A 16,194-nucleotide genomic window follows, 5' to 3' on the forward strand; every position below is an offset into this window, starting at 1 on the left:
CCTACGTGGCGTGCCACCCGTTCAGCTGACCCGCCGGGCGCGCACCGCACGGACGCCCGCCCAGCCGAGCGCGCCCAGCGCGAGCAGGATCAGGATGCCCTCGGGCAGCGGCCCCATCCGGGTCGCGGGGGTGAGCGAGGAGCGCAGCGGCACCTCGTCCACCAGGGCGTCCGGGGTGAACATCTTCGTCTTCTCGGCCACCGTGCCGTCCGGGCGGATGATGGCGCTGACGCCGCTGGTGACGGGGACGACGACGGCCCGGCTGTGCTCGACGGCCCGCACCCGGGACATCGCGAGCTGCTGGTACGTCATCTCGCTGCGCCCGAAGGTGGCGTTGTTGCTGGGGACCGCGATCAGCTGGGCGCCGTGCTCGACCGTGTCGCGCACGGCGTCGTCGAACGCGGCCTCGTAGCAGGTGACGAGCCCGGTGTAGGTGCCCGCGAGGTCGAAGACGCCGACCTTCTTGCCGGGGCCGAAGTCGCGCTGCACCCGGTCGACGTCCGAGCTGAAGATGCGGACGAAGGAGCGCATCGGCATGTACTCGCCGAACGGCTGGATGTGCCGCTTGTCGTACGTGGCGACGGGGCCCTTGGCCGGGTCCCACTGGATCAGGGTGTTGCGCAGGGGGCCCTCGTCGGGCTCGACCACGGCGCCGATGACAGTCGGCGCGCCGATGGCCTTGACCGCGTCATCGATGACGATCCGCGCGTCGGGGTTGCGGTACGGGTCGAGGTCGGAGGAGTTCTCCGGCCACAGGACGAGGTCCGGCTGCGGGACCTTGCCGGCCTTCACGTCCCGGGCCAGCTGCTCCGTACGCTTCGCGTGGTTGTCCAGGACCGCGCGGCGCTGGGCGTTGAAGTCGAGGCCGAGGCGGGGCACGTTGCCCTGGATCGCGGCGACGGTCGCGGTGCCGTCCTCGGCCGAGTCGTCCACGAGCGGCAGCGAAGCGAAGGCCGCCGCCACGGGGACGAGGACGGCCGCCGCGGCCACGGCGGCCGCCCCACGGCGCAGCTGACCGGCGGACCGGTAGCGGGCGAAGCGGCGCACCGCCTCGAAGAGGCCGAAGCCGCAGAGCACCACGGCGAAGGAGAGCAGCGGGGTGCCGCCGAGCGCGGCGAGCGGCAGGAAGACGCCGTCCGCCTGGCCGAAGGCGATCTTGCCCCAGGGGAAGCCACCGAAGGGCACCCGGGCGCGGACCGCCTCGTCCAGGGTCCAGACCGCGGCCGCCCACAGCGGTCCTCCAGGGAGCCAGGAGACGGCCGAGATGCCGATGCAGCCGACGGCGACGAACAGCGCCTCGGCCGCGGCGAGGGCCAGCCACGGCACCGGGCCGACCTCCTCGCCGGTCCAGTGCAGCAGCGGCAGCATGAAGCCGAGCCCCGCGAGCAGCCCGAGCCCGAACGCGGCACGGGCGCGGCGCTCGAACAGCACCCAGCCGAGCAGGGCGAAACCGGGCAGAACCAGCCACCACAGGGGCCGGGGCGGGAAGCTGAGGTACAGCATCACGCCGGAGAGGACGGCGGCCCCGGGCCGCGCGAGGCGCTTCGGCAGCCCGCCCGGCCGAGGAGTGGGGGCAGGGCTCTGCGGTTCGCCGACCTGGGCGATGGTGGTGCTCACCCGGCGGAGTCTACGGTGACGGCCGGGCCACGCGGGAGCCCTGTCCCGATGGCGGAATCCCGACCACCGCATCATTTCTCCGCATCTTCCGCCCATATGACCGATGCGGCCGTTAACCTGTGCGCCAGTCCCCCGCCGACGGGCCGGCCCCGGCCCTCGCGTACGGGACGGTCACAGGCCGGGGGACGGACGTGATGGCTGAATCAGCGGGGCGGGGGCCCGAGCGGGGGAACGCCTCCGATGCCGCCGGCGCGCTGATCCTCGCCGCCTGCGCGGTCTGGTCGCTGGTCAGCGCGGCGGGCCGGGAGACCCGGCCCGAAGGCGTGCTGCTCGCGCTGCTGGCCGTCGCGGCGGGCTTCGCCTGCGGGCGCATCTGCGGCACGCTGCTGCCGGTGGCGACCGCCGCGGGCGCCGCGCTGACGGCCCTGCTCCTGGCCCTCCTCTGGCGGCACGGCATGCCGGGCGCGACGGCCGCCGCGGAGCACGCGCCGGGGCAGACCGGGGGCGCCGCGGCGCTGCTGGTCCTCGCCGCCGGGGCGGCGTGCTGCGCGGCGGCCGGGGCCGGGAAGCGGGTGCCGCGTGCGGCCCTGCGGCTGCTGGCGCTGGGCACCGCGGGTGCCTCGCTGGCGCTGGGTTCCGTAGCCGGCTTCGCGGCGGCGCTCGGGGTCCTGGTGTGCTCGCTGGCCGCGGCCCGGACGCCCCGCCGGCTGCTCGGGCTCGGCGCCCTCGCGCTGGTGGCCGGACTGGCCGTCGGCGCCTCGTGGGCCATGGCCGAGGAAGTGCTGCCCGACGGGCTCACGGTCTCGCTGGAGGGGCCGCTCACCCGGAACCGGGTCGAGCTGTGGCAGGACGCCGCCCGGCTCGCGAAGGAGCACCCGGTGCTCGGGATCGGCCCCGGCCGGTTCGCCGAGCTGAGCCCGACCGCGCGGCAGAGCCTCGGTTCGGACGGGAAGCCGCACTCCGCGCCGTGGCAGCAGGCCGCCGAGCAGGGGGTCGTGGGGGTGGTGCTGCTGGGCGCCGCGTTCGGCTGGCTGCTGTACGCGCTGTGGCGCTCGCCCCGGCCCACGGCGGTGGTCCTGGCGGCGGGGGCCACACTCACGGCACTGGCCCTGCTGGCGAGCGTGGGCAACGCCCTGAGCTTCACCCCGGTGACGGCGGGCGCGGGGCTGCTGGCCGGGCTGGCGTCGGCGCGGCGGCCGATCGGCGCGGACGAACCCTGCGAGCCGGACGGGCCGCAGGGCGAGGGCGGGGTCAGGCCCCGGCCGGGAAGCCCGAGGACGGCAGGTGCAGCCGGGCCCGGATGAAGCGCACGCCCGCCTCGGCGTCGTCCACGGTGATGGTGAACGTACGGCCGTCGCCGAGCCGCAGCACCAAGCCCTCGCCCCGGCGCACGACCACGGCCGTGCCCTTCTCGGGGCGCCAGCGGTAGCCCCAGCCGCCCCACTGTCTGGGGTTCACCTGGGGCGCGAAGTCGGCGGCCACCACATGGGTGAGCAGGATGCGGCGCCGTGGGAGGCCCATGTGTCCGCAGCGGACCTCCAGGGCATCGCCGTCGACGCGCACGGCGACGTTCACGAAGGCGAGGGTGCCGAACAGCATGAGCAGGCCGGCGGCCACGCAGCCGATCACCGACATCAGCAGCGGGGCGATGCCTGAGGTCCAGTTGGAGCTGACGGCGAGCTGGATGCCCAGGGCCAGGCAGGCGGCGCCCAGGGCGGCGAGGACCCACTGGGTGCGGTTGGTGGCCCGCCCGACCCAGACCTGCGAGTGGGTGCCGGTTCCGGTGCGCTTCGGTTCTCCGGGGTGCTCCCTCATGCCGAGCAGCGTACTGAAGAACGCGCGTCCGGGGAGGGCTCCGAAGGCTCCGGCCGGCCCCTCGGGAGGTCAGCGGACGGAGCCGACGGCGGCCAGTCCGCGCCCTTCCGGGTAGGCCAGAGCCGCCCGCGGCAGCTCCGAGACGCGCCCGCTGAGGATGACCGCGATGGAGGAGGAGGGTTCGGCCGACGGAGCGGGTTCGGCTCCGATCCGGCGCAGCGCCTGCGCGGCGACGGCCCCGGCGGACCCGTGCAGGACGACCGGGCGCCGGCCGGGCCCGCCGACGGCGTCGCGGATGCGCTCGGCGACGAGCTCGTAGTGGGTGCAGCCGAGGACCACGGCCCGGACGTCGGGCGGGGTGAGCGCGGCGGCGGCGGCGATCGCCTTCCCAATGGCTTCCTCGTCCGCGTACTGCACGGCGTCGGCGAGGCCGGGGCAGGGCACCTCGGTGACGGCGGCGGACCCGGCGAACTCGGCGATCAGTCCGCGCTGGTACGGGCTGCCGGTGGTGGCCGGGGTCGCCCAGATCGCGACGGAGCCGCCGGCCGCGGCGGCGGGCTTGATCGCGGGGACGGTGCCGATGACGGGCAGGCCCGGTTCGAGCTCGGCCCGCAGCAGCTCCAGCGCGTGCACGGAGGCGGTGTTGCAGGCGACGATCAGCGCGTCGGGCCGGTGCGCGGCGGCGGCCCTGGCCACCGCGAGCGCGTGGGCCTGGACGCCCTCGGGGGCGCGGCCCCAGGGCATGTTGTCCGGGTCGGACGAGAGCACCAGATCGGCGTCCGGCCTCAGCCGGCGTACTGCGGCGGCGGCGGCGAGCAGTCCGATTCCGGAGTCCATGAGCGCGATCTTCACCCGGTCACCATAGTCGACCGCCCTTGCGGTCCCCGCTCAGTGGTGCAGACTTCCGCCAATGAGCGCCGTTGCCTGGATCGCCGTGGGTTCGCTTGTCGCATGGGTGTGGCTGCTGCTGGGCCAGGGGTTCTTCTGGCGGACCGACCAGCGGCTGCCGAGCCGGGCGGCCCCGGAACGCTGGCCCTCGGTCGCCGTCGTCGTCCCGGCCCGCGACGAGGCCGCGATGCTGCCGGTGAGCCTGCCGTCGCTGCTGGCGCAGGACTATCCGGGGGCCGCCGAGATCTTCCTCGTGGACGACTGCAGCGAGGACGGCACGGAGGACGTCGCCCGCGCCCTGTCCGTGCGGTACGGGGGCCTGCCGGTGACCGTGGTGTCGCCGGGCGAGCCCGAGCCCGGCTGGACGGGCAAGCTCTGGGCCGTACGCCACGGGATGGCGCTGGCCCGGGCCCGGGAGCCGGAGTATCTGCTGCTCACGGACGCCGACATCGCGCACGAGCCGGACAGCCTGCGGGAGCTGGTGGCGGCGGCGGAGACGGGGGGCTTCGACCTGGTCTCGCAGATGGCGCGGCTGCGGGTGGCGAGCGTCTGGGAGCGGCTGGTCGTGCCGGCCTTCGTCTACTTCTTCTCGCAGCTCTATCCGTTCCGGTGGATCAACCGGAAGCGGGGGCGGACGGCCGCCGCGGCGGGGGGCTGTGTGCTGCTGCGGACGGAGGCGGCGGTGCGGGCGGGGGCCCCGGACTCGATCCGGCAGGCGGTGATCGACGACGTGTCGCTGGCCCGGGCGGTGCGGCGCTCGGGGGGCCGGATCTGGCTGGGGCTCGCGGACCGGGTGGACAGTGTGCGCCCCTATCCGTGCCTGGCCGATCTGTGGCGGATGGTCTCGCGGAGCGCGTACGCGCAGCTGCGGCACAATCCGCTGGTGCTGCTCGGCACGGTGCTCGGACTGGCGCTGGTCTACCTCGCGCCGCCGGTGACTCTGGCCGCCGGGCTGCTGGGCGGAAGTGCGGTGGCGGCGTGGGCGGGGGGCGTCGCGTGGGCGGTCATGGCGGGGACGTACATGCCGATGCTGGGCTACTACCGGCAGTCGCTGTGGCTGGCCCCGCTGCTGCCGTTCACCGCACTGCTGTATCTGCTGATGACCGTCGATTCGGCGGTGCAGCACTACCGGGGGCGCGGTGCGGCCTGGAAGGGGCGTACGTACGCCCGTCCCGAGGCCGCACCGGATCAGTGACTCACCGGCTCCCGGACGGGTTCACTTGCGGCCCGGGGTCCAGTTCATGCCCCAGCCGTAGGCGTAGTCGATGGTGCGCTGCGGGCTGACTCCGCGCTGCGGCACCAGATAGCGGGCCTCGCGCTGCACGGTGAGGTCGTTGCCCGTGTTGGTGATGAGCGCGAGGGCGCAGACCGTCGACGGGACCGTGCACTCGTCCAGCGAGAAGTCGATCGGCGCGCCGTGCTGCGGCTGGAGGGTGACGGTGGCGTGCAGGTCGGCGAAGCTGCGGGCGCCCTCGTAGATGGTGACGAAGATCAGGACCCGGCGGAGCTGCGCCTTGTGGTCGAGGTTGATCGTCAGGTTCTCGCCGGTGGCGACGGCACCGGTGCGGTCGTCGCCGTCTAGGTGGATGAACGGCGGCTGGTGGAGCGCGCCGAAGGCGTTCCCCAGGGCCTGCACGACTCCCTTGCGGCCGTCGGTCAGCTCGTACAGGGCGCAGAGGTCGAGGTCGAGGTCCGAGTGGTTCGCCACGGCGCGGCCCAGCTTGCTGCCCCAGCCCTTGAACTGCTTGCGCACCTCCCAGTTGAGGTTGACGCGCATGGCGCCGGACGTGCCGCCCTGCTTGGTGAGGGAGACGGACGGCGCCTCCTTGGTGAGCGTCACCTTGGTCAGCCGTACGGGCTGGGTGACGGGCGGGGCCGGAGGGGCCGGGGGCGCCGGCGGGGCCATCGGGGGCGCCATGGGCGCGGCGAGCGTCGGCTGCTGCGGCTGCGGGTACTGCGGAGGCGGCGGGGTGGCGGTGACCCGGGGGGGCTGGTGGGGCTGGGGGGCCGGCTGCGGCTGCTGGGGTTCGTCCACGGAGATCCCGAAGTCCGTGGCGAGCCCTTCGAGCCCGGAACCGTATCCCTGGCCGACCGCCCGGAACTTCCAGGCGCCCTGGCGCCGGTAGAGCTCACCGAGGATGAAGGCCGTCTCCACGGTGGCGTCGGAGCTGTCGAAGCGGGCCAGTTCGGCGCCGTTCGCCGCGTCCAGGACGCGTACGTACAGTCCGCTCACCCGGCCGAAGGTGCCGCCGTCGGCCGAGGCGGCCAGCACCACGCGGTCGATGGCCGGCTCCACCCGTGCCAGGTCGACCGCGAGGGTGTCGGTCGCCGCGCCGCCCGCGTTGCGCTTGCCCTCGTGGCGCACCGTGCCGGAGGAGTGGGACGGCTGGTTGTAGAAGACGAAGTCGCCGTCGTTGCGCACCTTGCCCGAGCCGAGGAGAAGAAGCGCGGAGGCGTCCACATCGGGTGTCCCCGGGGCCGTGCGCCACCCCATCTCGACACGCACGGCCTGGGCCGCCACCGGGACATTGGTTCCCTTTTGCATGGTCATGCTCGCCCCCATCACGAGTCCGCTTCCGAGACCTTTCCGGGTCAACCTACTGCCGGGCCCGCCACGGGACCCACCGAGGTACGGATACGGGCGCCCGGACCCGCGGACGCGGCGCCCGCCCGTACGTCGGCCGGATCAGGCGTCGGTGTCCTCCGGCCGCGTGCCCTCCTCGTCGTGGTGGACGACGCCCTTCGCGTCCAGGCGGGGGTGGAGGGCCATCGGCTCCACCATGGTGGCGTCGGAGGGCCGTTGGCTCTCCGGGCCGTCGAGCCCCCAGCGCACGAGGCGCCGTGAGCGGGCGATCCGGCACACGGTGTCGCCGACCACGACCTCGTTGAGCCGCCCCGCGCGCAGCCGGTCGGCCGCCTCGGCCAGGACCTTCATGTCGGCGAGGTCGGGGTGGGTGCCCTCGGCGACGACGCTGCGCGCGTCCACGTCCGGCCCTGCGGTGACCGGGATGGCGCCCGACTGCCGGGGCCTGAACCAGGTCAGCGAGAAGTCGAGGGCACGGCGCGCGTCCTGCGGGGTGGCGTGCAGGCCGCCACCGACTCCCCAGCGCTCGTCGCCGGTCCGTTCCACGACGACGAAGGAGGTCGGCAGGAGCAGGACGTCGGGGTGGGTGTCCACGGCGCGCGCGGAGTCGCGGAGGACCTTGTCGGGATACCGGCTCCCCTTGTACGCGAAGGAGCGCATCGTCAGCATCTCCGCCGCCTGGAGGGGCGTCACGGGTGCGTCCGGGTCCAGGACCAGTCCGTCGTCGACCGCGGCGGTTTCCGTGACGCGGGTCCACTCGGGCAGGGCGGGCTCGGGGTCGGTGGGGCGCGGCAGTTCCACGCCGCCGTCGGGGGCCAGGCCCGCGTACTCCTCGGCGCGCACCACCCGGTAGCGCGTGCCGAGGACATTGACCTCGGACGGCTTCCCGGTCTCCAGCCGGGCCACCGCGCCGAGCAGGGCCCGCCGCTCCGCCTCGGTCTCCGTCTCGTCCTTGGCCCGGAACCACAGCTTGGACTGCAGTTCGTCCCTGGCCTGCTGGGGGCAGCCGCTCGTGATCGGGATGATCACCTTCCACCGCTGTCCGTCGCCCTCGGACTGTGTGGCCACGCCGAACAACGGGCCGCGGACCGCCAGTCTGTTGCGTGACGCGGCGTCGAAGGCGTCGGCCTCGATCGCGGCCTCGACGGGCTCCACCGGAATCCTCACCAGCACCGGCCTGGCAGCGGGGCGCACACCGTGTTTCTTCATGGCCTCATCCTGGCGTCAACGGAGGGCGCGTACGCGGCTTTCGCCGGATCGTCCACCGTAAGTGCCGCCCTGGGTCGACGCGTTGCCCCGCCCGGTCGACAGGGTGTGAGGCTCGGGGCCGAGCCTCGGCTCTCCCGTTCCCTTCATTGCCGCCCGGTGGGCGCACTCACCGGAATTGCAGTCCGGAAATCAGCGGGGCGCTGGAAGCGTGCAAGATCGGCAGTGAATCAAGAGGGGATTCCCCCGGCTCCCACCCCCTGAGGACAACGATGTTTCGCCAGGTCAGACAGGTAGGGCGAGGGTAAATCCGATGACCGCAAAATTGGGACTCCCCAATCTGCACATCGTGGGCTTAACTTAGGTGTCATGACCTCCCCCCGCTCCACCTACGGTGGCGGCTACTACGCCGCGCCGTCGTTTGCCGACACCCCGATCTACGACTCCCTGGTCGCGGAGCGGGGCACCCCTCAGATCGCTCCGATCCGAGTGCCCGCCGCCTACGACACCGGCAACAGCTACCTGCCGGCGCTCCCGTCGGCCCTGCCAGCGCTGCCCGCGGCCCCCTCCCAGCCCCAGCAGTCCTACGGCTACCCGCAGCCGGCGGCGCAGCAGGGCTACACACCGATGCAGCCCGCGCAGCTCCAGCACGCGCCGGCGCCGTACATCCCGCAGCAGCCCGCCGGTGGCCGCGGCATGTACCAGACGCCCCCGCCGCAGCAGCAGCGCCCGGCGCCGACCTCGGGCTACGAGTCGATGCGTCCCGCCGCGCCCCGCCCCGTCCCGGCCCAGTCCCCGTACGAGGACCCGTACGGCCGGCCCTACCAGGGCGGCCGGGGCTACTAGACGCTTCGGATCAGGCGGCGCACGGCCCGGGGCGGGGTGCCCGGCAACACGGGTCCGTGCGCCTTTCCGCGCTCCGCGTGACCGGCCCGGGAGGCGCCGGGAACTCACGGGGACGGGCCGCGCGTTGAGCACGGTGGGCCGCCCACACCGCGCGGCCCGGCGCGTGGACGGCACCGTACCGGCGGGGACGGGGGCGGAAGGGGGTGCGGGGACTGTGCGAGCGATGGCGGGTGTCTGGCGCTGGCGCCACAATCCGCTGCGCCGGGCGACGGACCGGTGCGAGGCGTGGCTGGCCCTGACGGCGTTCCTGATGCTGATGCTGGCGGCCCCTGCGGTCGGCTGGCTCTGCGGGGCCCGGACGGACGCGGCGCTCCAGGCGTCGGTGCGCGCCCAGCGGGCGGACCGTCACCTCACGACGGCCGTGGTGGTGCGGCGGGTGGCCGGCGCCCGCTATGCCGCCGATCCCGAGATATCCGGCGGCGCCATGCGGCGGACCGAGGTGGTGGCCCGGTGGCACACCCCGGACGGCGCGGCCCGCACGGCGACGGTGACGACCGCCTCGCGCAACGCGTCGCCGGGCGCCCGGGTCCGGATCTGGACCGACGGCGAAGGCGCCCCGGCGCTCCGGCCGATGGACATGCCGACGGCGCACACGCACGCCGCGCTCGCCGGCTTCGGGGCCGCGATGCTGTCCGCCCTCCTGATCGAGTGCGTCCGCCGCCTGATCCTCCGGCGCATGACCTGGCGGCGGTACGAACGGATCGACCGGGCCTGGGCGGCGGTCGGCCCGGACTGGGGCAGGACGGGCACCGGCAGCTAGGCCGGGAGCCGCGCATCGGGTCAACTCCCAAGGTCCGCGCGCGCTACGGTGGACCGGCCCGCCCGTCGCTCTCCGGCAGGCGGACCCCGGCTGGTCGCTGCCGCGAGGCCGGTGACACGGGCATCACACACGCACGAGGCGGGGGCACGACAGCGCCATGGCACAGGGCACGGTCCAGGTGACGCACACCGGCACATCGCGGTGGCGGCGCCGCACGGGCGAATACGCCTCCCTCACCGCGGCGCTCGAAGCGGCGGCGGACGGTGATGTGCTCACCGTCGCGCCCGGCACCTACCGGGAGAACCTGGTCATCGCCCGCGCGGTCACGCTGCGCGGCCCCGAGGGCTCCGTCGGCTCCGTGCGCATCGCCCCCGCCGACGGGGTGCCGCTGACGCTGCGCGCCTCCGCCGTCGTCCAGGACCTCCACGTGGAGGGGCAGGACTCGGCGGCCCCGGCCGTGCTGGTCGAGGACGGCGCACCGGAGATAGCGGACGTCCGCGTCGTGACCCGCTCGGCGGCCGGTGTCGAGGTGCGCGGCGCGGCCCGGCCCACCGTGCGCCGGTGCACCGTCGACAATCCGGCGGGCGTCGGCATCGCCGTGCTCGACGGCGCGGGCGGCGTGTTCGAGGAGTGCGAGATCGTCTCGGCCGGGCAGTCCGGGGTCGCCGTGCGGGACGGCGGGCATCCCCGGCTGGAGCGCTGCCGGGTCCACCACGCCTCCGGCGCGGGCCTGTCCGTCACCGGCGAGGGCAGCGGCCTGGAGGCGCTGGGCTGCGAGGTGTACGAGATCAAGGGCAGCGGGATCCAGCTGACCGCCCGCGCCTCCGCGCATCTCACCGACTGCACGGTGCACCGCACCTCGGCGGACGGCGTCACGCTGGACACCGACGCGGTGCTCACCCTCGCCGACTGCGACATCCACGACATCCCGGAGAACGCGGTGGACCTGCGTTCGCGGGCGGTGCTGACGCTGACCCGTTCGACGGTGCGCCGCTTCGGCCGCAACGGGCTGTCGGTGTGGGACCCGGGCACCCGGGTGGACGCCAACCAGTGCGAGATCCATGACAGTACGGGCGACTACCCGGCGGTCTGGGTCAGCGACGGGGCGACGGTGATACTGGATGCCTGCCGGGTCCACGACGTGCCGGACGCCCTGTTCGTCCTGGACCGGGGCTCGCGCGCCGATGTCGTGGACAGCGATCTCTCCCAGGTCCGGAACACCGCGGTCTCGGTCAGCGACGGGGCGACCGCGCAGCTGGACGACTGCCGCATCCGGGAGGCGTCGACCGGTGCCTGGTTCCGGGACCACGGCAGCGGCGGCACACTGAACAACTGCACCGTGGACGCCGCGCAGACGGGCGTGATCGTCACCAAGGGCGCCGACCCGGTGATCGAGCGGTGCACGGTGACGTCCCCCGCCGAGGCCGGTTTCTATGTGTCCGCCGAGGGCCGGGGGACGTTCAACGGCTGCCGGGTCACGGGCAGCGAGGGCTACGGCTTCCATGTGATGGAGGGCTGCCGCACGACGCTCACCCGGTGCCGCACCGAGCGGTGCGCGCGCGGCGGTTACGAGTTCCCGGAGGGCACCGGGTCCGGGAACGGCACGGGAAGCGGGCCGGTCGTCGAGGACTGCACGAGCGACGAGAGCGGGCTGCGGACCGCCACTCCCCCGCCGGCCCCCGTCCTGACGGCCACGCAGACCTCGCCCGGGCTGCTCGGTGCGGTCCCCGCGCCGCGCCCCGCGGACCCGGCGCCGCCCGCCGACCCCGCACGCACCTCCGGGGAGGTGCTGGGCGAGCTCGACGCGCTGGTCGGCCTGGACAGCGTCAAGCGGGAGGTGCGGGCGCTCACGGACATGATCGAGGTGGGGCGCAGGCGCCGGGAGGCGGGCCTCAAGGCCGCGTCGGTCCGCCGCCACCTCGTCTTCACGGGTTCCCCGGGCACCGGCAAGACCACGGTGGCCCGGCTCTACGGCGAGATCCTGGCCGCGCTCGGGGTGCTGGAGCGGGGCCATCTGGTCGAGGTGTCCCGGGTCGACCTGGTCGGTGAGCACATCGGCTCGACCGCGATCCGTACGCAGGAGGCGTTCGACCGGGCGCGCGGCGGGGTGCTGTTCGTGGACGAGGCGTACGCGCTGTCGCCCGAGGACTCCGGCCGGGATTTCGGCCGGGAGGCGATCGACACGCTGGTGAAGCTGATGGAGGACCACCGGGACGCGGTGGTCGTAATCGTGGCCGGGTACACCCAGGAGATGGAGCGGTTCCTGACCGTCAACCCCGGGGTCGCGTCGCGCTTCTCGCGCACCATCACGTTCAGCGACTACGAGCCGGCCGAACTGCTGCGGATCGTGGAGCAGCAGTCCCAGGAGCACGAGTACAGCCTGGCGTCGGGCACCGGTGAGGCACTGCTGAAGTACTTCACGGAGCTGCCCAAGGGGCCCGCCTTCGGCAACGGGCGCACCGCCCGCCAGACCTTCGAGTCGATGGTCGAGCGGCACGCCGGCCGGGTCGCCCAGCTCGCCGAGCCGAGCACGGACGACCTCACTCTGCTGTATCCGGAGGACCTCCCGGAACTGCCCTGACGTCCTCGCCGACGGGCTCCGCCTGCTGGGGCAGGACGGGGCCGAGCCGTTCCAGGAGGGCGGCGCGCTCCTCGGCGAAGACGGGGTCCGCCTGGTAGTCGGAGTGGCCGAGCACCGGTTCGGGCAGCGGGTGTTCGGGCGTCCGTCCGTAGACCAGGGGGTCCCTGAGCGGGCCCCGGTCGACCTCGGGGCCGGATTCCTCGCCGAGCCGGATCTCGCCGCCGATGGGGTCGGTGGCCCGCCACAGATTGCGCCAGCAGTGCACGGAGCGGTGCAGCCCGTGGAGCTGCCCGGCCCCGAAGTAGGCCGGGAACCAGCGGGCGTAGAGCCGTTCGATCGGCGATCCGTACGTGAGCAGGGCGACCCGGGAGCGGGTGCGGGCGGGCAGCTGCCAGACGGCCGAGGCCGCGAGGACGCTGCCCTGGGAGTGGCCGGAGATGACGAGCCGGCCCCGGGTGCGGCCGGTCCAGCCGGACATGCGGGACGCCAGGTCGGGGACGGCACGCTCCGCGTAGCAGGGCGGGGCGAAGGGGTGGGCGGCGCGCGGCCAGAACGTACCGACGTCCCAGAGGATGCCGATCGTGCGCCGGGCCGACGGGTCCCGGTAGGCGCGTCTGCCGCAGGCGACGAAGACGAGGAAGCCGAAGCCGATCAGCCAGGAGCCGGTGGACTGCGCCGCCTCGGCCAGCGATTCGAGGAACGGGCCGCTGCCGTCCAGCGCGAGTCCGGGGACCTCCCCGGTGGCCCAGGACCCGGCGACCGCCCCCGCGCCCAGGAACAGGGTGGCGCCGGAGACGATCCCCACCACGCGGGGCGCCGAGTCGGTCAGCGCCGCGGTGGCCCGGATGCGGGCGATCCGCTTGGTCCGCGAGGGATCGGGAAAGGGTTCGCCGTACTCGGCGTCGACCACGGGTTCCAGCCGCCGGGCCGCCAGCCAGGTCCGCAGGCCGAGGACGGCGCCCGGGACCAGGAGCAGCGCCAGGAGGACGGGGATGACCGAAGCCTGCCAGCTCAGCAGCACCGGCGGTCCCTCTATCAGCGCGCTGCGCCCCATGCCCGGGCTGCCGGGTCCGTCGAGCCAGTCGGCGACGCGCTGGGCGACGCCGCCGGTCATCACGCCGCCGAGCGCGCAGGCGAGCATCGCGACGGCCGGCCCGCCGAGGCCGCGCAGGACGGTGCGCGGCTCCGGGCAGCGGCGGTACAGGTGGAGGGAGATCGCCGCGAGGAGGACCACCAGGATGCCCTCGGCGACGCTGACCGCCCGGAACAGCGTGGTGTCACCCGGCAGCCTCCCGGAGGACGTCCAGCCGGGGCGCGACCAGGCGGCGTGGACGGCGGAGAGGACGAGGAGGGTCAGCGCGGCGCCGGGCAGCCAGGTGATGACGGCCCGGTCGAGCCGGTTGTCGAGGCGCCGTTCGCTGCGGCCCCGGCGGCAGACCACCCAGAGCACGGCGACGAGCCCGAGGGCGAGGGCCCCTTCGATGAGCCGGCCCAGGACGGGGGCAACCGGTCCGGTGACGGCGCGGTCGTGACGGGCGGCGGCCTCGGTGACGGCGGCGGCGACGGTGAGGAAGCCTGCCGCGGTGTGGGCGGCGCGCAGCCGGGCGACGAGGCGGCGCCCGTACCAGAATCCGGGCCGTCCGAGCGCGGGGCGGACGGGTTCGGCGGCGGGCGCGGGGCCGCCGTCCTCCTCCTCGTCGTCGTCCGGGTCCGCCTCGGTCAGCGGGCGCTGGGACTCGTAGGCGCTCCAGGTGCGGTTGGACAGGAACCAGAGCAGCCCGACGAGCGCGGTCGGCACCAGCGCGGCCAGCGCGAGGCGGCGGCCGGGCTGGGACCACCAGCCGCCCTGCTCGGCGGAGAGGAAGCCGAGCCAGGAGCGCTTGTCGGAGCAGGCGGCGACGCCCGCGCACTGCCAGGCGGTGAGGTCGAGGGCGACCTCGCAGGCCGCGGCGGTCAGCAGCACGGTGAGGCTGAGCGCGATGAGCCGCACGAGGACGCCGTAGAGCCGGATGGCGCGGGGGCGGCGCCGGGCGGTGGGGCGCATCCAGTGGGCGAGGTTGACCACCATGAACGGGAGCAGCACCAGCCACAGCGCCCGGGAGCCGTTGCCGGAGGTGAGGTTGGACCAGCAGTACGCCTCGGCGATGGGCCGCTCGCTGTACCGCTCGGGGTGCTGTTCGGCGTCGACGTCGGCGGAGCGCCGGTAGATGGCGGCGGTGGCGTCACCGGTGACCCGGACCGTGCGCGGGTCGGTCAGCATGTCCTGGGGGGTGGTCCCGCCCACCCCGTGGACCAGTAATTCCAGCGCGGGGCCCGGGCTGCGCGGGGCAGGGGTGGGAGGGGGCACGTGCGTCTCGCTCTCGGAGGGGGAAGGCGGCTGATGGCCGGTCACCGTTACTGACGACTCTCCCCCGGGCAGCGGCCCGCGACACCGGGCGTGGCAGGATGACTCCGTCGATACGGACTCCTGTACGGCCAGAGGAAAGGGCGAGGCCCGGCGTTGAGCGAGAATCAGAATCTGCTCGCGGAGCAGCGGCGCGCGCTGATCCTTGACGAGGTGCGCCGGCGCGGCGGGGTGCGGGTCAACGAGCTGACCCGGAAGCTGAACGTCTCGGACATGACCGTTCGCCGGGATCTGGACGCGCTGGCCCGGCAGGGCGTGATCGAGAAGGTGCACGGCGGTGCCGTGCCGGTGGTCGAGGCGAGCACCCACGAGCCCGGTTTCGAGGCGAAGTCGACGCTGGAGCTGACGGCCAAGGAGGACATCGCCCGGGCCGCCGCCGCGATGGCGGTGCCCGGCAGTGCGATCGCCCTGTCCGGGGGCACCACCACGTATGCGCTGGCCCAGCATCTGCTGGACGTGCCGGACCTGACGGTGGTGACGAATTCGGTGCGGGTCGCGGACGTGTTCCACGCCGCGCAGCGGCCCGGCTCTCCGGGCGGCCGGCCGGGTGCCGCCACGGTCGTCCTCACCGGCGGGGTGCGGACGCCGTCGGACTCGCTGGTCGGTCCGGTCGCGGACCGGGCCATCGCGGAGCTCCACTTCGATGTGCTGTTCCTCGGGGTCCACGGGATCTCGGTGGAGGCAGGGCTGTCCACGCCGAACCTCGCGGAGGCGGAGACGAACCGCCGGTTCGTCCGGTCGGCGCGCCGGGTGGTGGTGGTCGCCGACCACACCAAGTGGGGCACCGTCGGTCTCAGCTCCTTCGCCTCATTGGACGAGGTGAGCACGTTCGTCACGGACGCGGGGCTGCCCGCGGGTGACCGGGCGGAGATCGAGGAGTATCTGCCGGGGCTGCTGGTGGCGGGCGACGCCGCGCCCGCCGAGGGCTGAGCGTTCCGCTCCGCTCGCTCCACCGCTCCCACGTTCTAGGATCGCGGTGTGGCCGTGTTCCGGATCGAGCGTTTCTCCTCCTTGCCCGCCGCCGAGTCCTGGCGCCGGGTGACGGACTGGGAGCGGCATGCCGCGCAGGTGCCACTGACCACGATCACGGTCCCGACGGGACTCCCGACCCGGGTCGGTACGGTCTTCGTGGCGCGCACCGGGGTGGGTCCGCTGGCGTTCGACGATCCGATGGAAGTGGTCCGCTGGTCGCCGCCGGCCGGGAGCCGGGCGGGCATGTGCCGGCTGGAGAAGCGCGGCCGGGTGGTGCTGGGCCGCGCGTCGATCGATGTGTATCCGAACCGGGCCGGCTCCCATGTGGTGTGGGTGGAGGAGCTGAGCGTACGGCTGCTGCCGCGCTGGGCCGATCCGGTGCTGGCCGGTGCCGGGAAGCGGGTGTTCGGCCGGGTGCTCGACGCCATGCTGGACCGCCCGACGGGCCCGTACGGCTGAGC

Annotated in this window: 12 protein-coding genes and 1 pseudogene; 7 read left to right on the plus strand and 6 right to left on the minus strand. The window is 74.4% G+C overall.

Annotated elements, in window-relative coordinates:
- Positions 1-21 precede the first annotated feature (21 nt).
- The gene (lnt, locus tag AB0L33_RS26645; protein WP_365685480.1) at positions 22-1,617 is read right to left on the minus strand and encodes an apolipoprotein N-acyltransferase; all 1,596 of its coding nucleotides are present in this window, start codon (positions 1,615-1,617) and stop codon (positions 22-24) included.
- Positions 1,618-1,811: 194 nt separating this feature from the next.
- Here lnt and AB0L33_RS26650 point away from each other — a divergent pair, with 194 nt between their 5' ends.
- On the plus strand, positions 1,812-2,921 hold the full coding sequence (locus tag AB0L33_RS26650) for an O-antigen ligase family protein (RefSeq protein WP_365685481.1): 1,110 nt from the start codon (positions 1,812-1,814) through the stop codon (positions 2,919-2,921).
- Here AB0L33_RS26650 and AB0L33_RS26655 read toward each other — a convergent pair.
- A complete protein-coding gene (locus tag AB0L33_RS26655) occupies positions 2,869-3,432 on the minus strand; it encodes a hypothetical protein (protein ID WP_365685482.1) in 564 nt (187 codons plus the stop codon). The two genes, AB0L33_RS26650 and AB0L33_RS26655, sit on opposite strands and share 53 nt — an antisense overlap.
- Positions 3,433-3,501: 69 nt before the next feature.
- A complete protein-coding gene (locus tag AB0L33_RS26660; RefSeq protein WP_365685483.1) occupies positions 3,502-4,284 on the minus strand; it encodes an aspartate/glutamate racemase family protein in 783 nt (260 codons plus the stop codon).
- A 58-nt stretch (positions 4,285-4,342) separates the two neighbouring features.
- Between AB0L33_RS26660 and AB0L33_RS26665 the strand changes: the two genes are divergently transcribed.
- A complete protein-coding gene (locus tag AB0L33_RS26665) occupies positions 4,343-5,515 on the plus strand; it encodes a glycosyltransferase (RefSeq protein ID WP_365685485.1) in 1,173 nt (390 codons plus the stop codon).
- Positions 5,516-5,536: 21 nt separating this feature from the next.
- Here the strand turns inward: AB0L33_RS26665 and AB0L33_RS26670 are convergent, their stop codons facing one another.
- Positions 5,537-6,883: a TerD family protein gene (locus tag AB0L33_RS26670; RefSeq protein WP_365685486.1), complete on the minus strand. Its 1,347-nt coding sequence runs from the start codon at positions 6,881-6,883 to the stop codon at positions 5,537-5,539.
- Between the two features lie 123 nt (positions 6,884-7,006).
- Positions 7,007-8,113 carry a DUF5954 family protein gene (locus AB0L33_RS26675; RefSeq protein ID WP_365685488.1) on the minus strand — a complete coding sequence of 369 codons (1,107 nt, stop codon included), beginning with the start codon at positions 8,111-8,113 and terminating at the stop codon, positions 7,007-7,009.
- A gap of 366 nt (positions 8,114-8,479) precedes the next feature.
- Between AB0L33_RS26675 and AB0L33_RS26680 the strand changes: the two genes are divergently transcribed.
- From AB0L33_RS26680 to AB0L33_RS26690, 3 genes are all read left to right on the plus strand, one after another.
- The gene (locus AB0L33_RS26680; protein WP_365685490.1) at positions 8,480-8,956 is read left to right on the plus strand and encodes a DUF6643 family protein; all 477 of its coding nucleotides are present in this window, start codon (positions 8,480-8,482) and stop codon (positions 8,954-8,956) included.
- Between the two features lie 223 nt (positions 8,957-9,179).
- Entirely contained in the window at positions 9,180-9,776 is a 597-nt protein-coding gene (locus AB0L33_RS26685; RefSeq protein ID WP_365685491.1) for a hypothetical protein, read from the plus strand.
- Positions 9,777-9,933: 157 nt separating this feature from the next.
- The gene (locus AB0L33_RS26690) at positions 9,934-12,357 is read left to right on the plus strand and encodes a right-handed parallel beta-helix repeat-containing protein (protein WP_365685493.1); all 2,424 of its coding nucleotides are present in this window, start codon (positions 9,934-9,936) and stop codon (positions 12,355-12,357) included.
- Here AB0L33_RS26690 and AB0L33_RS26695 read toward each other — a convergent pair.
- A pseudogene (locus tag AB0L33_RS26695) lies at positions 12,330-14,704 on the minus strand (hypothetical protein); the annotation flags it as partial. The gene AB0L33_RS26690 and the pseudogene AB0L33_RS26695 overlap by 28 nt on opposite strands.
- Positions 14,705-14,857: 153 nt before the next feature.
- Here AB0L33_RS26695 and AB0L33_RS26700 point away from each other — a divergent pair.
- Both AB0L33_RS26700 and AB0L33_RS26705 read left to right on the plus strand, forming a co-directional pair.
- Positions 14,858-15,691, plus strand: a complete 834-nt coding sequence (locus AB0L33_RS26700; protein WP_365685494.1) for a DeoR/GlpR family DNA-binding transcription regulator — start codon at positions 14,858-14,860, stop codon at positions 15,689-15,691.
- Positions 15,692-15,739: 48 nt separating this feature from the next.
- Positions 15,740-16,192: an SRPBCC family protein gene (locus AB0L33_RS26705; RefSeq protein ID WP_365685496.1), complete on the plus strand. Its 453-nt coding sequence runs from the start codon at positions 15,740-15,742 to the stop codon at positions 16,190-16,192.
- Positions 16,193-16,194: the final 2 nt, after the last annotated feature.

It is taken from the genome of Streptomyces sp. NPDC052299 (genome assembly GCF_040679335.1).
In the GTDB taxonomy this organism is placed as follows: Bacteria; Actinomycetota; Actinomycetes; order Streptomycetales; family Streptomycetaceae; genus Streptomyces.